Origin of the sequence: Flavobacterium piscis (assembly GCF_031457575.1) — a bacterium.
Taxonomy (GTDB): domain Bacteria; phylum Bacteroidota; class Bacteroidia; order Flavobacteriales; family Flavobacteriaceae; genus Flavobacterium; species Flavobacterium piscis_A.
Genome location: NZ_JAVDWQ010000026.1, coordinates 18339 through 44675, shown reverse-complemented (window position 1 = coordinate 44675; position 26337 = coordinate 18339). Strand labels below are relative to the sequence as shown.

Sequence of the window (26337 nt, the reverse complement as noted above, 5' to 3'; positions counted from 1 at the left end):
GGGCTCACCTCTTCCCATCCCGAACAGAGTAGTTAAGCCCGCCTGCGCAGATGGTACTGCAGTTATGTGGGAGAGTATGTCGTCGCCTTTCTTTTAAAAACCCTTCATCAATCGATGAGGGGTTTTTTGTTTTACAAAATCTGCCACTTGATTCAGGATCAGGTGCAAAAAGATTCGATAATCTAAATAAGAAGAAGTCTATATTTCTTACTCCTCTAAATTGGCTTCTAAATGCTTTTATTTTAGCATTAAAGGATTCTGCCGAAGCATTTGTACTTCTGTTTATCAAAATAGTTTAAGATTGACTGGTAATTAAAAGTTATGGTATTGAGTAAAATATTAAAGTTTTTAAAACCTGATTCAACACGAAAACCCAGTGAATAGCAATGTTCGTGCAGATTCAAGTCCTACTCTGACTACAATAAAAAGCGTAATTCCTCAAAACAGGAATTACGCTTTTTATATTCCTGAATTAATATTGTGACTTTATACTGAAACCTAATCGCCTAATTTACTTCGATGCGTTAGGGATGGAAGCGGCATCCTTTTGCGGAAAACGTTTTTTCTTTTATCAAATAAATATCTTCCGCAAAAGATACAGCGTACAGCCCGATCCACAGGGAAACGCCAAAATTTAAAGTATAGTGAAGCTCAAAAACAAATGAAAATATCAAAAGGATTCATACTAGTGATTTAGCTTTTTTTACATGATAAAAAAGCGAATCATTTATAGATTCGCTCTCGGGTTTGTATGTTTTAATATTGTCAGATTCCTAAGCGAAAATCTTTTACGCTTTTTTGTTCTAATCTAATATTTTCAAAAGAGCTTGTTGTTCCCTTGTCAACTGGACATTGCGCACTGATTCCCATCCAAATTTCTGCAGGATAATTGTTTTTGTATAAACGAACCATCTGCCAGTTTTTATTGTCAAGTGAATAATAGCTAGCAACAGTTTCTGTATCTGATGAGATTTTCATGTAAACACTGCTTACTTCAACAACATCATGATTGTTATCGTCTGAAGTTCCTATGGTACGAACTGTCACAATTCTATGTTTACCACGTTCATCTTGTTCAAAACAAAATTTCTGATAAAAATTGTCATTAACGTATATATACAAAACCCCGGCGTTGTACAAACCATTTTTGGTAAACTCAGGTTTTACTTTTGCTGTAAGTGTAAAAGGTTTTGTATTATCAACTTTAGATAGAAGGATAGGAGCAGAAGTATTTGATAATTTATTATTTGGATCCGAGAAATAGTCTTTTTTCTCGCCTACATGGAATATGATATTTTCTTTTGCATCTACTTTTGCCAGCGTATCGGCACCATTAATTGATTTAGAAAAATGAATTCCCTTTAGCTTTATATCGCATGGGATTCCATTAACAATTGCTGAATCTTTTGATTTAGCAGCAGTGTTTTCTGTTATTTTATTTTCTTTAGAAATGTTGTTACAACCTGAAAGCAAAATAATTTCTAAAAGACTGAAGTAAATAAGGGATTTAGTTTTCATAAATGTTTTGTTAGATATATAAATAGTATAACTTAGTTTTCAAATTTACTTATGGTTTCTAAAAATCACAATACGTAAAATTAACCAATTTATAAATTGCTATGACAAATGTGTCTATCGAAGATCAGTTAGCTTCTACATTATTAAGGCAAACATTTTTGGAAGGGGAAACACTCGATATAGAAGATTATAAAAAGTTGGCTGCTGCATATGTTTCTATAGAACAATGTGTAGCAGTACTTTCAGATTTTCAGGCTGACTGCAGTTATATTTATGCAGGAAATTTTCGAAAATTCTTTGGACTTCCTTCAGCCGATTTGTTTATCGATTCGGCTTTTGAAGATTGTATATTTAATAAATTACATTCAGATGATGTAATCGAACGTCATGCATTAGAACTTCATTTTTTTCAATATCTTAAAAATTTGCCTGATGAGGAATATCGAAATTACAGTACTTTTAGCCGTTTGCGTACTTCTGATCAGGAAAAGCTGAATTATATTAATCATCGGACGATGTATCTTAAAAAATCAGCTAGTGGAAGTATTTTGCTTGCGTTATGTTTGTATGCACCATCAACTAATTCGGAATTTCGGACCGGAATTTCGGGTAAGATTGTAAATATTCAGACAGGAGAAACCATAAGCTCTGAAAAATATAAGCCTTATGCAGATACTTTACTTTCTAAAAGAGAATTAGAAATTTTGACACTTGTTGCACAGGGGAATAATAGTGATCAAATCGCCAATCTTTTAAATATTTCTGTCTATACTGTTCGTCGCCACAGGCAGAATATAATTCACAAAATGCAGGTAGCAAATACTACAGAAGCATTAAGAACAGCTTTTGTTATGGGACTGATAAGTACATAAGTTTAGAAAACATAAAACCCTTTGAACATTATTAAAGGTTTTATGTTTTTTGCTATATAAGTTAATATCCTCTTTCAAAAACAGAATCAGCATTTTTGGCTTTTTTTGAAGGCAATATAGATCTACATTTATTTTTTTTCAATTATTGGATTCCACTCTCCTTCGAGATCATTTGCTGTTGTTGTGTTGGCGGCAAATATTTTTTCTTTTGTGTATTCTGCAGCTTCCGTTTTATTAAGCTGGTGTGACCATGATATTCGATTACCTGAATTTGATCCCGGACCATAACAATTATATTCTGCATAATATGTGGTTTTCCAATTGTCATACGCTTTGTTTTCAGGATCTTTTGACCATATGGACCAACCTTCAGGAATAATATGTGATTCTTGATAAGAATTAATAAAAACAGTATTTGCTCCTGCACCCCAAGGTCTTCCCAACGAAACTTTTGAAACAGCTGTTTTTGGATATTTCATTATAACACAGTCTTTAAATACAAAACCATATTTGCTTTTTCCAACTTCGTGATTGGCTGCGGTAATGTAGGAGTCTTTTCTGCACTGAATAAAGCAATTTTCGAACAAAGCAATTCCTGCTCCAAAAATAAAATCTGTTGTTCCGTCAATGATACAATCCTTTATATAAGTTCTTTTGTTGGCTTTAAGGTAAAATGTATCCTGAAATCCGCTCATTTTACACTTATGAAAAATGACTCTGTCGCCATTTACCATCAGAGCTACAGCCTGACCGCCTTTTTTATACTGGGGTAACTCACTACTAATAGTGTTTTCAAAAGTGATGTTTTCTGCAAAGAAGTCATTAGCCTCAATTAAGGTGCTGAATGATTTACTGGTGCCGCCAGCAATTTCAGCATAATCATCATAGGTAAGAATCGTATTTTTATAAGATTCCCCAATTAAGGTTACATTTTTTTTGGAGGCAACTAATTTTAATTTTTCTTTATAAACGCCGGGTTTCACAAAAATTACCGTACGTTTTGAACTGTTGTCCGGAACAGCATTAAATGCGTCCTGAACTTTAGTATAGTTGCCGCTTCCATCAGCTGCAACGACAATATCATAACTAGTTTTGTCTTTTTGAGCAAATAGTGACGAGCTGAAAATAAACAGCAAGAAATAAAAAGGAAGTAAAGTTTTTTTCATGTGGTATATAAATATGATAAAGGGGGTAAATAAAATTTCCAAGGAATAAAATTATATACCTTGGAAATTTATAAAAATAATTGAAGTTTAGCTAAGAAATACTATTTTTTACTTTATGACCAAATACTCCGAAATAAAGAATAATAACAAAGCATACTAAAGGAATAATATAGCCAGCCTGAATATCGTCATGTTTCATGTCGATTAATGTTCCCATTCCATAAGGAAGTATAGCACCACCAACAATAGCCATTACCAACCAGGATGAACCTGTTTCCGTATTCGATTTTAAACCCACCAATCCCAAAGAGAAAATAGTTGGAAACATAATAGACATAAAGAATCCGATTCCGCCAAGAGCATAAATTACATAGATGCCAGTTCCGTAAATGGCGACTAAGCAAAGTAAAATACTAATGACACAATAGATAGAAAGTAAAATATAATCTTTAACAAATTTTAAAAAGAAGGTTCCAATGAATCTTCCTGCCATAAACAAGAAGCCATAAATACCAAGGTAATATCCAGCTGTTTTTTCATCTAATCCAGCTCCTTGTTGGGCAATTCGAATAAAAAAACTCGTAATACAAACCTGAGCGCCTACATAAAAAAATTGCGCTACAACAGCCCAGCTTAAGTGAGAAAACTTCAAGACAGAGAAAAAACCAGGCTTGATTTCTGTTTCAGTTTCCTTCGGTTTCATGGAAGGCAAATGCATAAAATAGAATAAAATGGCCACCAAAACCAATACGCTTCCTAAGATGATATAAGGCAATTTTACGGCTGATGCTTCTTCTAATAAATAAGCTGCTTTGGTCGCTTCAGGCATTGCAGCCATTTGTTCTGGCGTGTGGTTTGTTCCTGAAAGTATAAACAATGAACCTACAATTGGGGCAATCATTGCTGCTAATCCATTAAATGATGCAGCTAAATTCAATCTTTTTGATGAAGATTCCGGGGGGCCTAAAATGGCTGCATACGGATTGGCACTTGTTTCTAAAATTGTTAAACCACAGCCAATTATAAATAAAGCAAATAGAAATAATTCGTAAGTTCTGGTGTTGGCGGCAGGTACAAATAGAAAAGCTCCTGCAGCAAAAACCAATAATCCTATAATAATACTGTTTTTATAACCAAATCTTTTGATTAGCATTCCGGCTGGAATTGCCATAATAAAATAAGCAAAAAACACTGCGGTATCAATTAAGGTAGATTGACTATTATTCAATTCACAGGCCTTTTTCAAGTGAGGAATTAAAATAGAATCCAGATTATGCGCCATTCCCCAAAGGAAAAATAAGCTGGTAATTAAAATAAAAGGCAAAAGATATTTATTTCCTTTTCCACCTTCTGTTGGCACTTCGTGTTGATCACCGGTTTGGTTTGTTACTTGCATAGTTAGTTTTTTTAAAGTTTTAAGGTTTTAGGTTTAAGGCTCAAAGGCCAAAGTTGCAAAGATTTTATATTTCAGATTCAAAGTAAAGAAAACCTTGTCTCTTTGAACCCAAAAAAAATTATTTCTTTTTTATTAATAATAGATGGTCGCACACCAATACGACTTCACCTCTTTGGTTGATGATTTCTACGTGTTCAGTCACAGTTCCCATATCTGGTTTTTTTGCTTCCCCTTTTTCAGAAATCGTAATTTCAGAATGGATGGTATCACCAATGTGAACCGGTTTTACAAAACGCATTCGGTCATAGCCTTTCGAGAAAGCTTCCGGATTTATTTCAGATGCAGTCAGGCCAATGCCAATGCTAAAAACCATTGTTCCGTGGGCAATTCGCTGTCCGAAAGGCTGTGTCTTGCACCATTCCTCATCCATGTGATGTGGAAAAAAATCGCCTGTGTGCCCAGCATGAACTACAAAATCGGTTTCGGTAATTGTTCTGCCTAATGTAACTCTTTTATCATTAAGTTGATAATCTTCAAAAAATGTGGATTTGAAATACATAGTTTTTTTGTTTTTCACCATATAAGTTATATAAGTTAATTTAATTACTTTGCGTGAAGCAAAAAGAACTTATTTAAATTTTATGGTTTATTTTTTATATGATTTATTTTTTTCTACTCAAATTGAGTTAAATGAACTTATATAACTTATATGGTAAAATTATAATTCGTTTAATGAAACTCCTCCGTTTTTATTACTGATGTAACAAGCTTCTACCACTTTCATGGTATCCAGAACATCCTGAACGCTTGCTAATAATTTTGAATCGGATCCTTCTTTAAAACGCATTAAATTTGACATAGTTCCAATAAAAGCTTCCGGAAACCAGGAACCTTCCAATTCAATTTTTTCCCATTCATATTTCCCCTCTTTCTCAATTGCCACATCAAATTCATCGGGCATTCCATCAGGATAATTCATCAATAAGCCCATTTTAGCCTTAATCGCTCCTTTTGTTCCTTCCCATTTGATGTAACTTTCTTCATGTTTTGATCCAAAATGATGGTCGTGATTCGTGTTAATAACAACTCTCATCGAATCTCCATAATCCAAAATAATCGAAGAACGACAAGACGATAATTTCTTCAAAGGATGATTGGTTGTTTTGGCATAAACTCCTTTTGGATTTCCTAAAAAAGAACGAATGCAATCAATATAATGTACGCTGTGAAAAAGAATCTCCAATCTTGGATGTTCCTTAATTAAAGGAAACAATTCCCAGGGTGTATTTACGGTAACTTTAAATTCTAAATCATACAAATCACCAATAATTCCTTCAGTAATAAGATGCCTCGCAGCACTAACAAAAGATGCAAAACGCAATTGAAAATTAATGGCAGCGACTAATTTTTTTCTTTCACAAACTGCGACAATTTTGCGAGCTTGCCCCAAATCATTACCCATTGGTTTTTGAATCAACACAGCTGCTCCATTTGGCAATTGCTCCAGAATTTCGATATATTGATTGGGTAGGACGGTAATGTCATAAACCGCATTTGATGGAGCGTTTTTTACAGCTTCGGCAACGTTTTCAAAAACATGTTGTATTTTAAACTGCTTCGCCAAATCGTGTGCTTTGGAAATCGTTCTGTTGGTAATCCCAAAAACAGTAAAACCGGCCATTTCATAAGCAGGTAAATGGGCATCTTTTACAATACCGCTTGCCCCAATAATGATAATAGGCTGTTGGGTTTCGGGTAATAAGGGTTTGTATGGAATATTCATAACTATATAATTTGCAAAATAGTATTCTGTGTTTCTTCTAATAATTTTTCGGATGGAATGTCGCTTTCTATCGCTTTTAAAACCATCATGTCGATCAACTCCGCTACTTTTGGCCAAACCGGAGTTTGTGGTAAAGTCAAAGCATTTTCGTGAAGCATTTCTAGTTTGTGGTAAAAGGGAATCGTTTTATTAATTTCAGGATCATTCCAGGTTGATTTTCGACAGCCAATTCCACCTTCATTGGTCAGCAATTTATCGCTTTCAGGTGTCGTGGCAAATCGCAGAAAATCGTAAGCCAGTTTTTCATGTTTGCTTCCTGTACCAATCGTGTACAGCCAATACACATTAAGTGAAGCCGTTTTATGATTTTCATCTGATGGAAGTTCCGCAATATCTACTTTGCCTTTTACTTTTGATCCTTCAATAACTTCACACATCGAGGCAAATCCAAACCAATTGATGGCCATTGCTGCCTGACCTTCGGCGAAAGCCATTCCTGCTTCAACCGAACCAAATTCTTTCGATTTTGGATGAGCAACATTTTTATTGTTCACGATGGTTCTGTAAAAATCCAAAGCTTCAATGGATGCTGTATGATTGATATCGATTTGATTTTGAGTATTCAATAAAGAACCGCCTCGTGTCCATAATTGCAGGCAGAAATCAAAAACCATATTGTGTCCGTCAGGATAATTCGCAAAAACACAGCCGTAAAGATTCTCTTCAGGTCTATTAAAAAATTCGGCTATCTGGGTGAATTGTTCCCATGTTTTTGGAGGATTTAATTCGTAGCCAAATTGTTTTTTGAAGTTTTCTTTTTCTTCTGATTTTTCAAATAAATCCTTTCTGTAAATCAAACATTCCGGGCCGTCGTGAAAAGGCAATCCGTAGGTGCCGTTATTTATTTGTTGTAAATGTAATAAAGAGGGATGCCATCCTTCAGGATAATTTTGTGGTCGATTTTCGGCAATCAATGGGTTTAAATCCAGAACTGCTTTTTCATTTGCAGCATCAAAAATCCAATCGGTATTGATGTGCGCGATGTCCCAGTTTCCGTTTATTAAACCTTTGTTGGTAATGGTTTCTTCATACAAATCGTGCAATTCCAATGGAATCATTTCAGCTTCGACCTGAATATTATTTTTCAGGCAAAACAATTCCCATAGCTTTTGAAGTGTAGTTTCAAAAGGATCGAATTTTCTAACAGCGATTCTTAATTTTCCCATTACTAATTTGTTTCTATTATTTTTCCTACAAGGTATTTTTTTGACCTTGTAGGTCTTATGTTTATAACTTAAATACCTACAAGGTTTGAAAAAAAACCTTGCAGGACTTGGAATCCTTTTAAAAATTTATTGAAAATTCATTCATAATTCGCTCATTATCCTGTCCTAATTTTGGAGAACCTTTAGTTGATGTAAAATATTCCCCGTCAATCTTAATTGGGCATCGGGTTGTTTTATAGGTATAACTGTCCAGCATTTCAACTCGCTGTACGAAATTCAAAACCTGAAATCCTTCTTCGGCAAAAAGCTGTTTGTAGTTTAATACTTTGGCACACCAAATATCAGCGGGTTCTAAAATGTCCAGCCAAAATTGGGTTTCCTGAGTTTGTAAATGTGTCGCCAGAATATTTTTGATTTCATCTCTTAAACTAAATTTATTCTCTGGAAATTGCAATAATTCATCACATTTTAAAAGCGAAGCCAAAACCGGAATCGATCCCATTGCTAAAGCTAAATAACCATTGTTGGTTTTGTAAATTCCATAAGGCGCACCCAGATAAGCGTGTGCATTGTTGGATTTTGTTCGAACCGGTAATTCACCTCCATCATTAAAATAAGTTGTAATGGTTTCAAACTGAAAATCAAAAGCCGATTCCAACATACTCACCTGAACTTTTGCTCCGATGTTATGGGTTGCTTTTCTATACAAAGCTGCCAGAATTCCTTGTGCCAAATGCGCTCCAGCGAGCATATCGACAATCGATAATCCCATTGGAACCGGGCCATCTTCCTGATTACCGCTCAACCACGTTAGGGCAGTCATCGATTGTAATAATAAATCCTGTCCCGGTAAATCTTTTAATTCGGATTTGCTCCCGTAACCGGAAATTTCGGCATAGATTATATTGGGATTAACTTCTTTGACTTCATCATAACTCAAACCTACTCGTTCCATTACGCCGGGTCTGAAATTGTGCATGACAACATCAGCTTTTGCCAATAGTTTTTTTAATTTTTCAAGTTCTTCTGGTTGTTTGAAATCTATGGCGAATGATTCTTTGTTTCTGTTGATGGTATGAAAAACAGAAGATTCTCCATTCATAATCAAATCAGAAGTATATAATGTTCTGCAGATATCACCAGTTCCCGGTTTCTCAATTTTTATTACACGAGCACCCAAATCCGCCAATCGCAAACTAGCCGAAGGTCCCGAAAGGAACTGGCTAAAATCTACTATTAAATAATCTACTAATGGTTTCATGTGTCTAAAAATTGTTCGTGTATTCGTAAATTGTCTTCGCCTACTTTTGGCGCTGCTTTTGAACTTGTCAAAATTTCTCCATCCAATTGAATAGGACTTCTGGTGCTAACCAATGTTTCCCCTGCTGAATTTTTTACGGTTTGTTTTAACTGCAATTCATTTACAAAAGATTGATTATTTAATTCTTCATAATTGAGGACTTTTCCACACCAAATCCCTTCTTTTTGGAGTAAAGTCAACCAATAATCAGCTGTTTGAGTAAGCAGTTTTTCACTTAATATTTCTCTGATTTCATCTCTTTGAGAAAACCATAAGTGTTTGTCAGAATATTTTTGGAAATCGATTTCTAAAACACTTCCAATAAAAAGCAAATCGCCCATTGCCAATGAAATATAACCATCCTGAGTTTGATACACGCCATAAGGTGCGCTCAAAAAAGCATGCGCACTTCCTTTTACATCGCCACGTTCAGGCTGATTCCCTCCATCATTTAAGTAAGAAGTAATCGCTTCGAACTGAACATCCAAAATAGATTCCAGTAAACTTACTTCCACCAAAACCCCTTTTCCGGTTTTGGCTCTTTTGAGTAAAGCTGCTAAAATACCCTGAACAAAATGATTCCCGCACATTAAATCGGCAACAGCCAAACCAAACGGAACTGGACCCTGGCTTTTTCGGCCACTTAACCAGCTTAATCCGGAAAGCGATTGCAGTAATAAATCCTGTCCCGGTTTATTCGCCCATGGACCTTTATCTCCGTAACCCGTAATAGTTCCGTAAATTATTTTGGGATTAATAGTTAATGCATCAGCAAAAGTCAGCCCAATTTTATCCATCACACCCGGACGGAAATTATGAGTCATAATATCCGCCTTGGCAATTAGTTTTTTTACTAAAATTAAATCTTCCGGATTTTTTAAATCGGCTGTAAAAGATTCTTTATTTCTGTTGATGGTATGAAAAAGCAAGCTGCTGTCATCTACAAAAAGATCTTTGATGCTTAACTGGCGACAGGCTTCGCCTTTTACAGGACGCTCAATTTTGATAACTCTTGCTCCTAAATCGGCCAGTTTTAATCCCGCTGAAGGTCCCGCCAAAAACTGGCAGAATTCTAAAACGATTAATCCTTCTAATGGTTTCATGCCGTTTTTAAGTTTAAAGACTTAACATAAAGAGAATTCATTACTTCCAAAACCAATTCTTCGTTTCCACCATTCATCAAATAATCACGAACTACATCTCCTGCATGATCCTGAAAATACATATGTCCGGAATATCTTGGTCTTAAAAAAGCTCTTTCTAAAGTAGGCAACGTATTTTTAAAATAATCGTGTGTTACTCCGTTGATTCGGTCACTTTTCCAAGCTTGCAAATGACCCGGTTGCCCACCATTATCGACAAAAATGTTTTGCTGTACTTGTGATGATCCTGTAAATTCAGCATATTTTATAGCTTCCGGAATGTGCTGGCTAAAGGATGAAACCGCTAATCCGGTTCCGCCAAGTGAACTAATCATTGGTTGATTATTCAATTTTACCAAATCATAAAAATGAAGCAAATTTTTGCTGTAACCAATTCTCGAATAATTCGAATAACCGTAAGCAAAAGGGCAGTAGGCAATTTCATCTGAATTGACCATCGATTCGTACACCTGAATTGGATTTCTATTGAAATTTGCCGGATCGATTAATTGAGCCAATTCTCTAAACATTTGCAAAGCTTTTTTCCCTGTTTCCACAGAAATCACTTTTTCTTCTGATTTAAACGGAGCTTCACCCAAACTACAGCAATACATGTAGAAACTCATCAATACATCCACCGGAATTCCTGCAAAAGCTACCAGTCCTTTTTTGGCCAGAGCCAATAAATCATCATAGGTCTGAGGAACTTTTAATCCTTGTTTTTCTAAAATATCCAATCGGGCAGCAGCAACCGGAGTCGCAGCGTCTATTGGCAATGCCCATAATTTATCACTAAAAACGTAACTTCCGTATGAACGTCCTACGGTATTGAGTTCCTGATCTTTTATATATTCTGAAGAAAGATAATCTGATAATGGAAGTATCGCATTAGTTTGTGCGCCAAATCCTGTCCATGGATGATCAATAACCAGCAAATCAAATCTTTTGGCTAAATCTTCTATCGATGCATCGGCAAATTCCTGTAAACTTCTTTTCTCCCAGCTAATTTCTATTCCCGGATTTAATTCTGTAAAACGTTGAGCAGTTGCAACCATTGGCAATAAACCTCTCGTGTGGTTCCATGTTATGCCTTTTAGTTTTGTCATTTTTTTATAATTATGGATTATATTTCTAAATAATAAATGTAAAAAGTACAATTACAAATGTAAAGATAAGATTGGAATGAACAATCCTGCCTATGGTTAAGAAATGCATTTTTTATGAAGATTAAGATCTTTAATTGTGTGTTTTTTACAAATTGGTTGAAAAATGTGATAATTTGTTAAAGTATATTTATTTATGGATGTTCTTTTTTAAATATTGATATTTAAAATTACTTTTGTAATTGTGATTTTTACATTTATTAAAGAATTAAATGAAAATTTGAGAATTTAATTAAAGAATAAACAGCTTATAAATGAATAGTGTTTTAAAACCCAATTTTTTTGCTAAGATGATTTTGATACTTTTGTTAGTGTCACATAATGGTATTTCGCAAAAAGTTGAAAATAATTATGTTAACCAAAAACAGGAAATTTCAACTCAGCTGAAATGGTCAGAACGAATGGCTTTAACATTGATGGAGCGTCACCCGCAATCGTATATGATTGATGATGCTAAAGTGGCACATATCAGTTATGTTCACGGTTTGGTTACCTATGCCTTTCAGGAATTAGGCAGGCAAAAAAATAATGAAAAATATACGGCTTATGCCAAACAATATGCTGATGAATTGATTGACGCCGATGGAAATATTAAAACCTATAAGTTTGAGTCGTTTAATATCGATAATATACCTACAGGCCGAATTTTGTTTGACATCTATGAGCAAACCAAAGACATACGGTATTTAATTGCCATGCAGACTTTGCGCAAACAATTAGAAGAGCAGCCTCGTACGCCAAGTGGTGGTTTTTGGCACAAAAAAATATATCCCAACCAAATGTGGCTGGATGGTTTGTATATGGGGGAACCATTTTATGCAGAATATACCGTTACGTTTGAAAATGGTGCTAAACTGGATGATATCGCTCATGAATTTGAATTGATTCAGGAAAAGGCAACGGATAAAAAAACAGGATTATTGTACCATGCCTGGGATGAGAGCAAAGAAATGCCATGGGCAAACAAAGAAACAGGAGTTTCTCCTAACTTTTGGTCCCGCTCAATGGGCTGGTATGTGATGGGATTAGTAGATGTTTTGGATTATTTTCCTAAAAATCATCCAAAACGAAAAGAATTGATTTTATATTTAAATAATATTTCGAATGCTTTAGTTAAATTTCAGGATCCATCAGGATTATGGTATCAGGTTACTGATATGGGAACCCGGGAAGGTAATTATTTAGAAACTTCTGGTACGGCTATGTTTGCTTATGCTTTTGCAAAAGGAGCAAAAAAAGGATATTTGCCTAAAAAATTCAAAAAAATTGCTGAAAAGGCTTTTGATGGTATCACTTCAAAGTTTGTTAAAGTATATCCAAACGGCGAAATTGAAATTACGAATGCTTGTGCGGTAGCAGGTTTGGGAGGGAAGCCTTATCGTGATGGCTCTTATGAATATTATATTAATGAAAGAAGGAAAGATAATGACCCTAAAGTAACCGGACCCTTTATTCTGGCGGCTTTACAATTAAATCGATAATTAAAAAACTAAATATATGTTTTCATTAGAAAATAAAAAAGCAGTAATAACTGGCGGCGGCAGCGGAATAGGAAGAGCAATTGCGACTTTGTTTGCCAAACAGGGAGCCGAAGTTCATATTGTTGATTTAACAATTGAAAGTGCACAAGATGCTGTTGATGAAATAAAAAATTCAGGTGGAAAAGCATTTTCATATGCCTGTAATGTTTCGAGTCAAAAAGAGGTTGTTGAAACATTCGAAAAAATTGGAAATATCCATATTTTAATCAATAATGCCGGTATTGCTCATGTTGGAAAAGTTTGCACAACTTTGGAAATCGATTTCCAAAGAGTGATGGATGTAAATGTGAATGGTGTTTACAATTGTTTGTTTGCTGCAATTCCAAAATTAAGATTATCAAATGGCGGTGTAATTTTAAACATGGCATCGATTGCTGCCTGGGTTGGAATTCAGGACAGATTTGCTTACTCTACAGCTAAAGGAGCTGTTATGGCAATGACTTTATCAGTTGCAAGAGATTACATAGATGAAGGGATTCGATGCAATTCAATTTCACCGGCAAGGGTTCATACTCCTTTCGTAGACGGATTTATCAATAAAAATTATCCGGGTAAAGAAGCTGAAATTTTCGAAAAACTGTCAAAGTCACAGCCAATAGGACGAATGGGAAAACCGGATGAAATTGCCACTCTGGCATTGTATTTATGCAGTGACGAAGCAGGATTCATTACAGGAAGTGATTATCCTATTGATGGAGGATTTATAAAATTAAATAATTAATAAAAAAAGTGACTAAGGTTCTAAGCTGCTAAGATTTTTTAGTCTTAGAACCTCAAAACCTTAGCAACCTAATAACTAAAAAAAATATAGAAATGAAATTAATACGTTTTGGAGCAGCTGGACAAGAAAAACCAGGAGTTATAATTGGAGAAAAAAGATATGATGTTTCGTCGATTGTAACGGACTTTAATGAAGCTTTTTTTGATGACAATGGGTTGGAAAAATTAAAAAAAGCATTAGAAAGCAATCCTGTTTTACCTGAAGTTGATGCAAATGTACGTTTGGGTTCTCCGGTAGCGAGACCTTCAAAAATAATTTGTATTGGATTGAATTATGTGGATCATTGTAAAGAAACCGGTGCTCCAATTCCAACAGAACCAATTATCTTTTTCAAATCGACTACTTCTTTATGTGGCCCGAATGATGATTTGATTATTCCAAAAAACAGTGAAAAAACAGATTGGGAAATTGAATTGGCATTTGTAGTGGGCAAAAAAGCAAGTTATGTGGAAGAAGCAGAAGCTTTGGATTATGTTGCTGGTTATGCGTTGTTAAACGATTACAGCGAAAGAGCTTTTCAAATCGAAATGGGCGGACAATGGGCAAAAGGAAAAGGTTGTGATACTTTCGCACCTCTTGGACCATTTTTGGCTACTCAGGATGAAATCGCTGATGTTAATAATATTCCGATGTGGCTGACTGTTAATGGAAAGAAATTCCAAAACAGTAATACTTCTAATCTGGTTTTCAAAATTCCATTTTTAGTGCATTACCTAAGTCAGTTTATGACGTTGCTTCCTGGTGATATTATCAGTACAGGAACGCCTCCGGGAGTTGGTTTAGGTATTAAGCCAGATCCAATTTACATTAAACCGGGAGATGTTATTGAATTAGGAATGGACGGTTTAGGTTCAAGCAAACAAGTAGCGAAAGCGTACAGTAAATAATTATTGGAATTTTTGAAGAGAAATTCTAAAAAACAGATTCAAATTAATGAAATATATTATTTGTGAAAAACCGCAGGAGTTTCTAATTAAAGAAAAACCAATGCCAGAACCAAAAGAAGGTGAAGTCCTTTTGAAGATTAAAAGAATTGGTGTCTGCGGAACTGATATTCACGCTTTTGGAGGAACGCAGCCTTATTTTGAATACCCTAGAATTCTGGGACATGAATTGGCAGCAGAATATATTAAAGGAAATGCAAAAGGTTTTGAACCGGGTGATAAAGTAACTTTTATACCTTATTTCAATTGCGGTAATTGTGTTGCCTGCAGAAACGGATTGACGAATTGTTGTGTCAATATCAAAGTATTTGGTGTTCATATTGACGGTGGTATGGCAGAATATGTAACCATTCCGGAGCAATATTTATTACACGGTCAGGGATTGGATTATGACGAACTGGCGTTAGTTGAACCGTTGGCAATCGCTGCACATGGTGTAAGAAGAGCCGGAGTAAAAGCAACTGATACAGTTTTGGTAATGGGAGCAGGGCCAATCGGAATTGGATTGATTCAGTTTGCGAAAATTGCCGGAGCTAAAGTTATCGTGATGGATATCAACGATTACCGATTAGGTTTTTGTAAAAATGAACTAAATGCCGATGCGACCATAAATCCGTTAAACGAAGATGTGGCCGAAAGACTAAAAGAACTGACTAATGGAGATATGGCAAACGTAGTGATTGATGCTACCGGAAATCAAAAAGTCATGAACAGTGCTTTTAATTATATTTCGCATGGCGGAAGATTCGTTTTGGTTGGACTTCAAAAAGGAGAATTGAGTTTCAGTCATCCTGAATTTCATAAAAGAGAATCTACCTTAATGAGCAGCAGAAATGCGACCATTGAAGATTTTGAATATGTGATGGAATGTCTGAAAGCAGGAAAAATTGATCCGAAGAAATACATTACACACCGGGCTGATTTTTCAGAAATGATTAGTCAATTCGGAAATTGGATTGACCCGAAAAACAACGTGATCAAAGCGTTGATAGAAATAAATTAAACTAAATAACTATATAATGGATTTAGGATTAAAAGGTAAAGTAATAGTAGTTTCCGGTTCAGCCGGGAAAGAAGGAAGTATTGGAGAAACCATAATCAAAAGACTGGCAGATGAAGGCGCTATCCCGGTTTTGGTAGATAGAAACAGCAGAGGTTTTGGTTATGCTGAAGCATTTCAAAAAAGAGGAATCGACTCTTTGTTTGTAGAAACCGATGTAACAGATCCTGTTCAGATGGAAAATGCAGTTGCTAAAATTGTAGAAAAATATGGAAGGATCGATGCTGTCATCAATAATGTAGGAGTTAATGATGGTGCAGGTTTAGATGCTACTTACGAAGAATTTATGGATTCGTTAAAACTAAATGTAGTAAGTTACTTCTTGTTGGTTAAATATGCGCTTCCTTATTTAAAAGAATCAAAAGGGAATATTTTAAATATAGGTTCTAAAGTGGCTTTGACAGGACAAGGAGGGACTTCCGGTTATGCTGCAGCAAAAGGTGGAGTTTTGGGACTGACCAGAGAATGGGCAGTAGATTTGATTCAGTACGGAATTCGCTCTAATGCGATTATCATTGCAGAAAGCTATACGCCTGCCTACGAAGACTGGATTAAAACATTACCGGACGGAGAAGCTGTTTTGAAAAAAATCAATAAAAGTATTCCGTTTGAATCGAGAATGACTAAAACAGAAGAAATTGCAGATACGACTTTGTTTATTATTTCAGAGCGTTCCTCTCATACAACAGGACAATTTGTTTTTGTGGATGGCGGATATGTACACTTGGATCGTGCTTTAATAAGTGATGTAAATTAGTTTTGTATGAATAACCGAATTGACTCCCATCAGCATTTTTGGAAATTCGATCCAATCAGAGACAGTTGGATTGATGATTCGATGCTGAAAATTCAAAGGGATTTTTTACCGGAAGATTTATTGCCATTGCTTTCCCAAAATCAATTTTCAGGCTGTGTGGCTGTTCAGGCAAGTCAGTCTGAAGAAGAAACTAATTTTTTATTGGATCTGGCTTCTAAAAATGATTTTATAAAAGGAGTTGTAGGCTGGGTTGATTTGAGGGCAGAAAATATCTCAGAACGACTGGATCACTTTTCTAAATTTGAAAGACTGAAAGGTTTCAGGCATGTAGTGCAGGGAGAACCGGATGATTTTATGTTTGGGACAGCATTTCGCAACGGAATTGCAGCTTTAAAAGAATTTAATTTCACCTATGATATCCTGATTTTTCATCGTCAGTTGCTGGCTGCAATTGATTTGGTAAAATCTTTCCCCGATCAGGCTTTTGTGATTGACCATATTGCCAAACCAGATATAAAATCGGGAGAAATTGCATCATGGAAAAAAGGAATGGAAGAAATTGCAAAATTTGAAAACGTAAGCTGCAAAATTTCCGGAATGGTTACCGAAGCCGATTGGAATACATGGAAACCATCAGATTTAAAACCGTATCTGGATGTAATTTTTGAAAATTTCTCTACAGATAAAATACTATTCGGATCGGATTGGCCGGTTTGTAATGTGGCTGCAGATTATAATAATGTAGTAAAAACTTTAGAAGACTATATTTCGAATTTTTCAACTGAAGATCAGAATAAAATTTGGTCTCAAAATGCAAAAGCATTTTATAAGTTGAAGGATTAAAGAAATGTGAATTTCAATATATAAAAAAAAGCGTGAATCTAAATTTTCACGCTTTTTTTATGTTTTATTGTTTTAAAACATCAGTTTCAGGAGTCCATTTTTTTTGCCACTCCGGATATTTTTTCAAAGCTTTTTCAGGATTGTAGGTGTACCACGCGTATCCGCTTCGTCTTTCTCTGCTTACCTCAGCCAATGAATATAAGTACACACTGTCCCTGTCACAAAACAAAGGTCTGAATGTGCCTAATTCATAATAACGTGTCCAGATTGGAGGCGCCGTGGAGTCTGTTACAACACGTCGGTCATCTGTTACTTTTTTAAATTTCGAGTCAAATTCAGGAGCCTGAAAAGTTTCTACTTTTGTATTGTATATTTTTGAGTTCGAAAACCATTTGATAGCACCTTGTACCGCCCGGATAACCTGCTCATTTGGATTTTCTATTTTCATTAAAAATAAAACCACATCAACACTTTCAGCATTAGTGATGCTTGGCGGTTCGAACTTTCTCGCCCAGGTTGGCAATAAAGTGACTTCGTCGTGTTGCTGGCACCAGGCATAGAGCTTTCCATGATCTGAAATTTGTGTTTTTAAGATACAGTCGATTCCTTTTTGATAAGCTGTAGCCACTTTACTTTTTTTTGCAGCATCTACAAAAGCAAAATTAGGGTCATTGTCTACTATTTTATCCAACAAGTTCATGATTCCCATGTACATACCATCATTAAAGGTAATATGTCGGCTATATCCCTTGGTTAAAGGATAATATTGTGGCCATCCTCCATTAGGATATTGTGCTTCGATGATGAAATCAATTCCTTTCAGACAAGCAGCTTTATATTTTTCAACTTTAGTTAAGGTGTACACTTGTGCCAGATAATAAATATGGCTATACGTAGTACCATTGTCAAAAGTGGTATGTAAAACTGATTTAGTACTCACTACTTCTTTTATTTGCTCGGGAGTCAAAATAGCACGCATATCATAATTCTTTGGCCATCCACCGTTATCACGCTGAAAATAGATGATGTTGTCCGCTATTTTGGTGTAGTCGGTTTCCTCGTATCTGGGCTGATTTGGTATCGGATTTATAATGTTGCTTTTATCGGCAATACCGTACCAGTGATTCATACTGTCGCTAAATGGCTTGGTACTGATGGCTGTTTTGTCATTCTTATCTGATTGTGCGCCAGAATAAAGAAATGAAAAAGAGGCCGCAATAGCGAATAGTAAATTCTTGCTTTTGAATAGTTTTTGGAGAATTCCCATTGTAGATTTTTAGTTTGGCTTTTGTTATATTTATGTGGTTTCAACTTTAGACATCGCAAAAGCCAAATAGTTTAATCAACTATAGTTTTACTGCTGATTTAGGAACAGTTTCCCCAATAGTAGTTTTTTTAGCAAAATCTGAATTCGGTGAAGCAACAAATTCAACGTTCTCAGTAGCTTCCCCATTAATGGTAATGGCGCTGGCAGATGTTGAGTTGAATTCAATATCCTTAAACGACATGTTTTTACCGTTGTAAATTTCAATTACATTCGGTTTTTCAATATCTAGTTTTGCATTGTGGATTTTGATTCCGTTGGCATCAACAATAGTAAAGCCTTTTTCTGCTTTTACAATCAAATTAGAAATTTCTATATTTTCAAGGTTCATTTCAGGTAATCCTTGTAAAAAAACAGCCTGCTGAGCTCCTTTGATCGTAACATTTTTTATCGAAATGTTTTTAAACTGTGGTGTTTTTTCATCTACAGGCATCTTTGCATTTACAATTTTATCACCGCCTTCTTCCAAAGTTTCTGCTATGGATTTTCCTCCATAATAAAGGTTGAATGAAATCGCCTGAGACGGAATATCGGTCATGAAAATATCAGAAATAAAGATATTTTCTACAACGCCTCCACGTCCACGGTTACTTTTAAAACGCAATCCAACATCAGTTCCCATAAAAGTACAATTAGAGACATGCATGTTTTTTACACCGCCTGACATTTCACTTCCTACAGTAACGCCTCCGTGCCCATGATAGACAATGTTATTTTTTATGATAATATTTTCACACGGAACACCTCTGTCTCGTCCATCCTTATCTTTTCCGGATTTAATACAGATGGCATCATCTCCCACATCAAAACTGGAATTTTCAACAATTACATTTTTACAGGATTCCACATCAAGACCATCGCCGTTTTGTGAAAACCAAGGATTACGAACTGATACATTACGAACGATTAAATCTTCAATCATTAACGGATGAATGTTCCATGCCGGAGAATTTTGAAATACAGGTCCGTCAAACATCACTCTTTTACTGTTTTGAATACTCACTAATACCGGACGAAGGAAATCATGAATGGCTTCAAAATCTTCTTTGGTTTTTAAATCCAGACGCACATTCTGATCCGCTCCTACAGAAGCTTTCATAAATGTTTCTGATGGATACCAGCTGGTTTTGCTCTCGTTAACAACTCCGCCTGACTCAACGAATTTTTTCCACTGGCTTTCCGTAAGTTTGCTTCTTTTAACCTGTCTCCATACTTCGCCTGAACCATCCCAAACCCCTTTTCCGGTAAAGGCAACATCTTCTAAGTTTTTACCGTAAAGCGGAGAAATACAACGCCAGGTGTTTAAACCTTCAAAACTCGTTTCAATAATTGGGTACAAGCTTTTATCCGGCGAAAATTTGATTAAAGCTCCCGTTTCAGCATGCAATTCGATTCTGCTTTTTAATATAATTGGACCGGTAAGCCAGATTCCCGGAGGAATAATTACTTTTCCACCGCCTTTTTTTGAAACCGCATCAATTGCATCTGCAAAAGCTTTGGTGTTTAAAACATATCCTCCGTTCACAGCACCAAAATTTTTTAAGTTGACAGTGTTTTTTGGAATTTTAGGCTCTTTGACTTTAGCCATTTTAAATTCAATGTTATCGTAAGTATCATTGGATTTTGATTTTTGGGCTGCTGCATTTCCTGAACAGCCTATGACTACAACTGCCAATAGCGTACGGAAAAAATGAGTTGGATTAGTTTTCATTCTTATTGAATTAGTTAAAGTTTAATTTTTAAATACCAAAATAGTATGATATGTCTACCTTGGGTGTTCTTTTTTTATAGATTTAAAAATAAGTTCCATAAAAAAACGAAAATACAATAATGTAATCGATTGCACAAATTTAGTAAAAATATTTGCACATATTCAATACCTGAAATTAGATTTATGAAATTATAGTAAGTTAAGTCGTAACCTTTTTATTATTCAATTGCCACATATTATAATTTCTGCAAATAAGTGCAGGAGGGTACAGGACACATATATTTTTATGTTACTTTAAATTGTACCCGTTATTCGGTAAAAGTGTAAAAAATACATTTATTTGTAGCCGAATTATTTTAAGAATACAAAGTTACTGCTTACCTAAAAAGAAAAAAAATGCGTTTAAATACTTTTACCAGAGTTTTAATTATCTTTTTGATAACCGTTAGCACCTTCACATTGAACGCTGCGGAAATTTGGGTTTCACCTCAGGGAAAAGACACGAACCTGGGAACAAAATCAAGCCCTTTGGCGACGGTACAGATGGCAGTCAGAAAAGCAAGGGAACTGCGCCGATTGAAAGATCCCTCCATTAAAGACGGAATCCGAATAATAGTAATGAACGGAACGTATTATTTAAACGAACCTTTATTTATAAGACCGGAAGATTCCGGAACGCCTGAAAGTCCCACTACAATTGAAGCCGATGTCAATGCCAAACCAATCTTAAGCAGCGGATTTGAAATCAAAAACTGGAAAAAATCAACATTAGCCATAAACGGATTAAAAAAAGGAATCGTCTGGGAAGCCGATGCTCCTGCAAAAGCAGGCGAAATCATCAATTACCGCCAATTGTGGGTCAACGGAAAAAAAGCTGTCAGAGCCAAAAGTACACCTGGGAACAAAATGGAACGAATTCTTTCTTGGGATGCTGCAACAGAAACTTGCTGGATTCCTTTCAAAGATAAGTCCGTGAAATTTGAACCGGGAATGGAAATGTTCATTGTACAATGGTGGGCGATTGCCAATCTTCGAATAAAAGATATAGAAATAAAAAAAGACAGCGCCCGACTTTCTTTCGAACAGCCGGAAAGCAAAATCCAAAGCGAACATCCTTGGCCGGCTCCGTGGATTTCAAAAAACAACGGTAATTCAGCTTTCTATTTAAATAATGGAATTTCGATGCTGAACGAACCCGGAGAATGGTTTTTGGACAGAAAAAAAGGCAAAATTTATTATATACCAAGAGCGGGTGAGGATTTAACTTCTGCAAAAGTAACAGTTCCGGTTTTGGAAAATTTGGTAAAATTAGAAGGGACTTTGGATACTCCGGTACATCATTTTAATTTCAAAGGAATTTCGTTTCAGTACAGCAACTGGCTTCGTCCTTCGCAGCAAGGTCACGTTCCGTTGCAGGCGGGGATGTATTTACTGGATGCCTATAAATTAAAAACTCCCGGAACTCCGAATCAGGCGAGTTTGGAAAATCAGGGTTGGGTGGGTAGACCAAGAGCAGCCGTTGAGGTAAATTATGCTAACAATACACTTTTCGAAGGCTGTAGTTTTGAGCATTTGTCTTCCACAGGATTGGATCTGCATAAGGGAACGAATCACAATATTGTTAAAGGGAATTTATTCAAAGACATTGGTGGCAATGGAATCAATCTGGGTGTTTTTTCCGAAGAAGCTTATGAAGCGCATTTGCCTTATACCGTCAAAGACGAAAGAGTTGTTTGTTCAGATGAATTGATTTCGGACAATCTAATTACCAATGTTGCCAATGAAGATTGGGGATGTTTAGGAATCGCAGCCGGTTTTATCAGGAATCTGACCATCGAACACAACGAAATTTCAGATGTTGCCTACAGCGGAATTTCAATGGGATGGGGATGGACGCACACCGACAACGTGATGCGAAACAATACAATCAGAGCGAATAAAATTCATCATTACGCCAAACATTTGCACGATGTCGCCGGAATTTATACGCTTTCGTCTCAGCCGGACAGCCGAATAGAAGAAAACTATATTGATAAGGTTTATAACAGTCTGTATGCACACGATCCGTTTTTGTGGCTGTATTTGTATACCGATGAAGGAAGCCAGGGCTTTACGATTAAAAACAACTGGATTCCGATTCAGAAAATCCTGAAAAACAATAATGGCCCGAAAGGAAATATCTGGCAGGATAATTATGCTTTTGTTGATTCAAAAATCAAGGAAAATGCAGGAATTCGTGCGCCATACAATAATATATTAGCAAAAGAAGTCGTAATTGACGAAGCCTGGGGATTGCAGGAAATGCCAAAAGCGGTAGCGATCGAAGTAATAGGAAAAGATCTGGATATCGAAAAAATAAAATCGACTATAAAAGGCTTCCGAATTGTAGGGGAAGAATTGTACCAATGGCAAAATCATCTGGTAATTTACGGTTTAATGAATCAGCCCGAAAGAACGAAACGAAAACTGGCTTTGGCTTTTCCGGCTTTGCAAATTAAAATCTACGAAAACCCGGTGTATGATTTCCAGAATTTCGAAAGATGCAAAGAGGCTAAAGTAACTTCCGAATGGGAAAATATCGTTTTGACAGCTAATTTGGTTCAAGACGAAAAACTGCAAAAAGAATACATAGATTACCACACGACCCAATTCGAAAAATGGCCAGAAATTGCCAAAGGTTTCTGCAATGCCGATTTTCAGCAATTGCAGGTTTTCAAAAACGGAAGACAATTGATGTTGGTCATCAGTATTCCAAAAGGAGAAAATCTGGATAAACTGAATCCAAAAACAACCAAAAATAATCCGCGTGTAGACGATTGGAACAACTTAATGAAAAAATACCAAACCGGAATCGAAGGTGCAAAACCTAATGAAACCTGGGTGTTTTTGAAGAAGATTTAGGAAGAGAAAATAGAGAAAAGAACAAAGAGAAAAGAAAATAGAGAAAAGAACAAAGAGAAAAAGAAAAAAGAAAAAAGAATAAAAATAAAGAAATAGAGAACGTATAATGCCACTACTTAATGTCTTCAAACCAGTTTCTGCTCCCTCTCCTTTGGAGAGGGCTGGGGTGAGGAAAAACACAAAATATAAATGTTAAAAATAGCCATTTTAGGTCTCGGAGAAGGTCGCAGTACCATGTCAGCGGCTTTGTCAAGCTCAAAAGTAGAATTGGTAAAAGTATGCGACAGAAACGAAGAACTGTGCCAGCAAAGAGCAAAGGAGTTTGATTTCCATGCGTACACAACAAACTACGATGATATATTAAAAGATGATACAATTGATATCATCGCCATCTATACGCCCGATCATTTGCACGCCGAACATGTGAAAAAAGCCTTACAACACGGAAAACACGTGATTTGCACCAAACCATTTATTGATGATCTTTCGGATGCGGCAGCACTATTAGAGCTAAGCAAAAGCACAGGAAAGAAAGTGTTTATCGGTCAGAGTTCCCGATTTTTCGAACCGGCAAAAAGACAAAGAGCCGATTTTGAAGCCGGATTAATAGGGGATTTAATTACCATTGAAGCCCATTATCACGCGGATCACAGATGGTTTTTAAAGAAAGAATGGTCGTTGCTGCAGTCTTTCAAATGGCTGTATGGCGGATTAAGCCATCCTGTCGATTTTATCAGATGGTATTTGCCGGACATTCAGGAAGTGATGGGGTACGGAATGATCAGCAGTAACGGAAGCGTGGCAGGTTTGAAAAACGAAGACACGATGCACTTTATCTTCAAAGCGACGGATGGAAGAATTGCCCGAGTAAGCGGAGTTTACACTTCGCCAACACAACCAGCACAACGCGATAGCGGAATGAGTACAATTTTAAGAGCAACCGAAGGCGCCAGCCAGTCCGATTATCATGAATTGCGTTATGCGATTACGGACAAAACCGGCGAAGAAAAAGTGATTACCTGGGGCGACAGCACTCTGAAACATTATTTTCGTTTTGAAGGACAAAGCCATCACGCCGGAGAATATCAAAACTATCTGGACTATTTCGCAGACAGCATTGAACAGGGTTTTACGGCCTATCCCAATATGGAAGAAGGCATCGGAACCGTGGCATTATTACAGGCAATGGACAAATCATTACAAACCGGAATGCCGGTAAAAATTGCTGATGTTTTAAAAGAATTTAATGTTCCAACAACAATTCAATAATTATGAAACAAATCAGTAGTTTTTTAGAGCCGGTCGATTACCTTATCATTGTGGGTTACCTGTTGGTGTTGGTGGCTTTTGGCTATTATATTTCATTTGTCAAAAATAAAAAATCAGATGAGAATTTGTTTTTGGCTGGCAATACTTTGGGTTGGACGAGTATTGGTTTGAATATGTGGGGAACCAACGTAGGGCCTTCTATGCTGATTGCCTCGGCAAGTGTGGGTTTTACTACGGGCATTGTGGCAGGTAATTTTGCCTGGTATGCCTTTATATTTATTTTGTTGTTGGCAGTAGTTTTTTCGCCCAGATACTTAGGGGCCAAAGTCCTTACATTGCCAGAATTTATGGGAAAACGTTTTGGCGATTCGACCCGGAATATTCTGGCCTGGTACACTTTAATTACCATTTTGATATCCTGGCTGTCACTGACATTATTTGCAGGAGGTATTTTGGTCATGCAGCTTTTAGATTTGCCAATGTATATTTCGGTAATAACAATGGTAATTATGTCAGGATTTTTTGCGGCAGCTGGCGGATTAAAAGCGATTGCTTACACTAATGTTTTTCAGATGCTTTTGTTGATTGCGGTTTCTTTATTGTTAGTAATCATTGGGGTTGATAAAGCAGGAGGACTGGAAGCCATATATGCCAATACTCCGGGTTCTTATTGGAATTTATTGCTTCCCGCTGATGATAAAAATTATCCATGGCTCGCAATTCTTTTGGGATATCCTGTTATGGGAGTCTGGTTTTGGTGTACTGATCAATCGATGGTGCAATCGGTTTTAGGAGCTAAAAATTTAAAAGAAGGACAGCTCGGCGCTAATTTCATTGGATGGCTGAAAATTCTGGATGTGCCTTTGTTCATCTTGCCGGGGATTGTTTGTTTTGTGCTTTTTCCACAGTTAAAAAATCCGGACGAGGCCTATATGACAATGGTAACCCAGCTTTTTCCTGCAGGGTTAAGAGGTTTGATTATTGTAGTGCTGATTGCCGCTCTGATTAGTACCATTGGTTCAGCATTAAATTCATTGAGTACCGTTTTTACGATGGATATTTATGTGAAAAAATATAATCCTGAAGCTTCTCAAAAAACGATCATAAAAACAGGAAGGCTAGTCGTTTTATTCGGTTCCGTATTGTCTATTTTCATTACATTGGCTATTGACAGTATTAAAGGCCTGAACCTTTTTGATGTTTTTCAATCGGTTTTAGGATTCATAGCGCCACCAATGTCGGTCGTGTTTTTGTTTGGTGTGCTTTGGAACAAAACAACGACACGAGCGGCTAATTTAACTTTAACTTTAGGAACATTTATCAGTTTAGGAACAGGAGTTTTATATCTGTGGATTTTTCCAAATAAAATTTACAATTGGCCCCATTTCCTGCTTTTGTCATTCTACATTTTTGTGGGACTTTCGATAATGGCTTATATCCTTACAATTACCGATAAAGCAGGCCAAAAAGACCATCAGACCTTATTGCGAATTAATCCTGCAGCAAAACCTGATAGGCAAGTCAAGATATTATGGGCACTCTTAACCGTGGTTATGATTGCGCTTTATATTATTTTTAATGGGCATTAAAAGTCTGTTGAATACCTATAATTACAAGAACGCTTTCTTTTGAGGAAGCGT

At 36.2% G+C, this 26337-nt stretch carries 21 protein-coding genes, 1 rRNA gene and 1 pseudogene; 11 read left to right on the top strand and 12 right to left on the bottom strand.

All coding sequences use genetic code 11. The annotated features are described in order from the left end of the window. A 5S ribosomal RNA gene (gene rrf / locus J2W48_RS22225) occupies nucleotides 1-91 on the top strand; the annotation flags it as partial. A gap of 72 nt (nucleotides 92-163) precedes the next feature. On the opposite strand, the pseudogene J2W48_RS23230 reads toward rrf, so the two are convergent. Further along, nucleotides 164-305, bottom strand: a pseudogene (locus tag J2W48_RS23230) (transposase); the annotation flags it as partial. A gap of 460 nt (nucleotides 306-765) precedes the next feature. Next, entirely contained in the window at nucleotides 766-1518 is a 753-nt protein-coding gene (locus tag J2W48_RS22215) for a DUF1349 domain-containing protein (RefSeq protein ID WP_310284295.1), read from the bottom strand. 101 nt (nucleotides 1519-1619) lie between these two features. Here J2W48_RS22215 and J2W48_RS22210 point away from each other — a divergent pair, with 101 nt between their 5' ends. Next, on the top strand, nucleotides 1620-2390 hold the full coding sequence (locus J2W48_RS22210) for a response regulator transcription factor (protein ID WP_310284293.1): 771 nt from the start codon (nucleotides 1620-1622) through the stop codon (nucleotides 2388-2390). Between the two features lie 128 nt (nucleotides 2391-2518). Here J2W48_RS22210 and J2W48_RS22205 read toward each other — a convergent pair whose 3' ends face one another. From J2W48_RS22205 to J2W48_RS22170, 8 genes are all read right to left on the bottom strand, one after another. Continuing rightward, on the bottom strand, nucleotides 2519-3556 hold the full coding sequence (locus J2W48_RS22205) for a pectinesterase family protein (protein ID WP_310284290.1): 1038 nt from the start codon (nucleotides 3554-3556) through the stop codon (nucleotides 2519-2521). 91 nt (nucleotides 3557-3647) lie between these two features. Further along, nucleotides 3648-4952, bottom strand: coding sequence for an L-fucose:H+ symporter permease (gene fucP, locus J2W48_RS22200; RefSeq protein ID WP_310284288.1), 1305 nt, complete (start codon nucleotides 4950-4952; stop codon nucleotides 3648-3650). A 118-nt stretch (nucleotides 4953-5070) separates the two neighbouring features. Further along, nucleotides 5071-5511, bottom strand: a complete 441-nt coding sequence (locus J2W48_RS22195) for a MaoC/PaaZ C-terminal domain-containing protein (RefSeq protein WP_310284286.1) — start codon at nucleotides 5509-5511, stop codon at nucleotides 5071-5073. A gap of 159 nt (nucleotides 5512-5670) precedes the next feature. Further along, a complete protein-coding gene (locus J2W48_RS22190) occupies nucleotides 5671-6735 on the bottom strand; it encodes a Gfo/Idh/MocA family protein (protein WP_310284284.1) in 1065 nt (354 codons plus the stop codon). Between the two features lie 2 nt (nucleotides 6736-6737). Beyond that, entirely contained in the window at nucleotides 6738-7961 is a 1224-nt protein-coding gene (locus tag J2W48_RS22185; protein ID WP_310284282.1) for an ABC transporter substrate-binding protein, read from the bottom strand. A 118-nt stretch (nucleotides 7962-8079) separates the two neighbouring features. Next, nucleotides 8080-9222, bottom strand: coding sequence for a CaiB/BaiF CoA transferase family protein (locus tag J2W48_RS22180; protein ID WP_310284280.1), 1143 nt, complete (start codon nucleotides 9220-9222; stop codon nucleotides 8080-8082). After that, nucleotides 9219-10364, bottom strand: coding sequence for a CaiB/BaiF CoA transferase family protein (locus tag J2W48_RS22175; RefSeq protein ID WP_310284279.1), 1146 nt, complete (start codon nucleotides 10362-10364; stop codon nucleotides 9219-9221). Before J2W48_RS22175 ends, J2W48_RS22180 begins: the two co-directional genes overlap by 4 nt. After that, complete coding sequence (locus J2W48_RS22170; protein WP_310284278.1) at nucleotides 10361-11509, bottom strand: ABC transporter substrate-binding protein; 1149 nt, start codon at nucleotides 11507-11509, stop codon at nucleotides 10361-10363. Before J2W48_RS22170 ends, J2W48_RS22175 begins: the two co-directional genes overlap by 4 nt. A gap of 311 nt (nucleotides 11510-11820) precedes the next feature. Between J2W48_RS22170 and J2W48_RS22165 the strand changes: the two genes are divergently transcribed. From J2W48_RS22165 to J2W48_RS22140, 6 genes are all read left to right on the top strand, one after another. Beyond that, the gene (locus J2W48_RS22165; protein ID WP_310284276.1) at nucleotides 11821-13047 is read left to right on the top strand and encodes a glycoside hydrolase family 88/105 protein; all 1227 of its coding nucleotides are present in this window, start codon (nucleotides 11821-11823) and stop codon (nucleotides 13045-13047) included. A 16-nt stretch (nucleotides 13048-13063) separates the two neighbouring features. Then, the gene (locus J2W48_RS22160; protein ID WP_310284275.1) at nucleotides 13064-13828 is read left to right on the top strand and encodes an SDR family NAD(P)-dependent oxidoreductase; all 765 of its coding nucleotides are present in this window, start codon (nucleotides 13064-13066) and stop codon (nucleotides 13826-13828) included. Nucleotides 13829-13920: 92 nt separating this feature from the next. Further along, nucleotides 13921-14775: a fumarylacetoacetate hydrolase family protein gene (locus J2W48_RS22155; RefSeq protein WP_310284273.1), complete on the top strand. Its 855-nt coding sequence runs from the start codon at nucleotides 13921-13923 to the stop codon at nucleotides 14773-14775. A gap of 46 nt (nucleotides 14776-14821) precedes the next feature. Beyond that, nucleotides 14822-15835, top strand: a complete 1014-nt coding sequence (locus tag J2W48_RS22150) for a zinc-binding alcohol dehydrogenase family protein (RefSeq protein WP_310284272.1) — start codon at nucleotides 14822-14824, stop codon at nucleotides 15833-15835. A gap of 16 nt (nucleotides 15836-15851) precedes the next feature. Next, nucleotides 15852-16649 carry an SDR family oxidoreductase gene (locus J2W48_RS22145; protein ID WP_310284271.1) on the top strand — a complete coding sequence of 266 codons (798 nt, stop codon included), beginning with the start codon at nucleotides 15852-15854 and terminating at the stop codon, nucleotides 16647-16649. A gap of 6 nt (nucleotides 16650-16655) precedes the next feature. Beyond that, a complete protein-coding gene (locus J2W48_RS22140; protein WP_310284267.1) occupies nucleotides 16656-17492 on the top strand; it encodes an amidohydrolase family protein in 837 nt (278 codons plus the stop codon). A gap of 64 nt (nucleotides 17493-17556) precedes the next feature. On the opposite strand, the gene pelA is transcribed toward J2W48_RS22140, so the two are convergent. Together pelA and J2W48_RS22130 are read right to left on the bottom strand one after the other, a co-directional pair. Further along, a complete protein-coding gene (gene pelA, locus J2W48_RS22135; RefSeq protein WP_310284266.1) occupies nucleotides 17557-18759 on the bottom strand; it encodes a pectate lyase in 1203 nt (400 codons plus the stop codon). 79 nt (nucleotides 18760-18838) lie between these two features. Next, complete coding sequence (locus J2W48_RS22130) at nucleotides 18839-20527, bottom strand: glycoside hydrolase family 28 protein (RefSeq protein WP_310284265.1); 1689 nt, start codon at nucleotides 20525-20527, stop codon at nucleotides 18839-18841. Between the two features lie 396 nt (nucleotides 20528-20923). Here J2W48_RS22130 and J2W48_RS22125 point away from each other — a divergent pair, with 396 nt between their 5' ends. From J2W48_RS22125 to J2W48_RS22115, 3 genes are all read left to right on the top strand, one after another. After that, on the top strand, nucleotides 20924-23428 hold the full coding sequence (locus J2W48_RS22125) for a right-handed parallel beta-helix repeat-containing protein (RefSeq protein WP_310284263.1): 2505 nt from the start codon (nucleotides 20924-20926) through the stop codon (nucleotides 23426-23428). A gap of 189 nt (nucleotides 23429-23617) precedes the next feature. Further along, on the top strand, nucleotides 23618-24697 hold the full coding sequence (locus J2W48_RS22120; RefSeq protein ID WP_310284261.1) for a Gfo/Idh/MocA family protein: 1080 nt from the start codon (nucleotides 23618-23620) through the stop codon (nucleotides 24695-24697). Between the two features lie 2 nt (nucleotides 24698-24699). Then, on the top strand, nucleotides 24700-26286 hold the full coding sequence (locus J2W48_RS22115; protein ID WP_310284259.1) for a sodium:solute symporter family transporter: 1587 nt from the start codon (nucleotides 24700-24702) through the stop codon (nucleotides 26284-26286). Nucleotides 26287-26337: the final 51 nt, after the last annotated feature.

Coding starts and splice junctions, on each gene's coding strand:
- J2W48_RS22210 (WP_310284293.1), top strand. CDS start 1,620: ATGACAAATGTGTCTATCGAAGATCAGTTAGCTTCTACATTATTAAGG.
- J2W48_RS22165 (WP_310284276.1), top strand. CDS start 11,821: ATGAATAGTGTTTTAAAACCCAATTTTTTTGCTAAGATGATTTTGATA.
- J2W48_RS22145 (WP_310284271.1), top strand. CDS start 15,852: ATGGATTTAGGATTAAAAGGTAAAGTAATAGTAGTTTCCGGTTCAGCC.
- fucP (WP_310284288.1), bottom strand. CDS start 4,952: ATGCAAGTAACAAACCAAACCGGTGATCAACACGAAGTGCCAACAGAA.
- J2W48_RS22155 (WP_310284273.1), top strand. CDS start 13,921: ATGAAATTAATACGTTTTGGAGCAGCTGGACAAGAAAAACCAGGAGTT.
- J2W48_RS22150 (WP_310284272.1), top strand. CDS start 14,822: ATGAAATATATTATTTGTGAAAAACCGCAGGAGTTTCTAATTAAAGAA.
- J2W48_RS22120 (WP_310284261.1), top strand. CDS start 23,618: ATGTTAAAAATAGCCATTTTAGGTCTCGGAGAAGGTCGCAGTACCATG.
- J2W48_RS22160 (WP_310284275.1), top strand. CDS start 13,064: ATGTTTTCATTAGAAAATAAAAAAGCAGTAATAACTGGCGGCGGCAGC.
- J2W48_RS22175 (WP_310284279.1), bottom strand. CDS start 10,364: ATGAAACCATTAGAAGGATTAATCGTTTTAGAATTCTGCCAGTTTTTG.
- J2W48_RS22125 (WP_310284263.1), top strand. CDS start 20,924: ATGCGTTTAAATACTTTTACCAGAGTTTTAATTATCTTTTTGATAACC.
- J2W48_RS22195 (WP_310284286.1), bottom strand. CDS start 5,511: ATGTATTTCAAATCCACATTTTTTGAAGATTATCAACTTAATGATAAA.
- J2W48_RS22130 (WP_310284265.1), bottom strand. CDS start 20,527: ATGAAAACTAATCCAACTCATTTTTTCCGTACGCTATTGGCAGTTGTA.
- J2W48_RS22190 (WP_310284284.1), bottom strand. CDS start 6,735: ATGAATATTCCATACAAACCCTTATTACCCGAAACCCAACAGCCTATT.
- J2W48_RS22185 (WP_310284282.1), bottom strand. CDS start 7,961: ATGGGAAAATTAAGAATCGCTGTTAGAAAATTCGATCCTTTTGAAACT.
- J2W48_RS22115 (WP_310284259.1), top strand. CDS start 24,700: ATGAAACAAATCAGTAGTTTTTTAGAGCCGGTCGATTACCTTATCATT.
- pelA (WP_310284266.1), bottom strand. CDS start 18,759: ATGGGAATTCTCCAAAAACTATTCAAAAGCAAGAATTTACTATTCGCT.
- J2W48_RS22140 (WP_310284267.1), top strand. CDS start 16,656: ATGAATAACCGAATTGACTCCCATCAGCATTTTTGGAAATTCGATCCA.
- J2W48_RS22170 (WP_310284278.1), bottom strand. CDS start 11,509: ATGACAAAACTAAAAGGCATAACATGGAACCACACGAGAGGTTTATTG.
- J2W48_RS22180 (WP_310284280.1), bottom strand. CDS start 9,222: ATGAAACCATTAGTAGATTATTTAATAGTAGATTTTAGCCAGTTCCTT.
- J2W48_RS22205 (WP_310284290.1), bottom strand. CDS start 3,556: ATGAAAAAAACTTTACTTCCTTTTTATTTCTTGCTGTTTATTTTCAGC.
- J2W48_RS22215 (WP_310284295.1), bottom strand. CDS start 1,518: ATGAAAACTAAATCCCTTATTTACTTCAGTCTTTTAGAAATTATTTTG.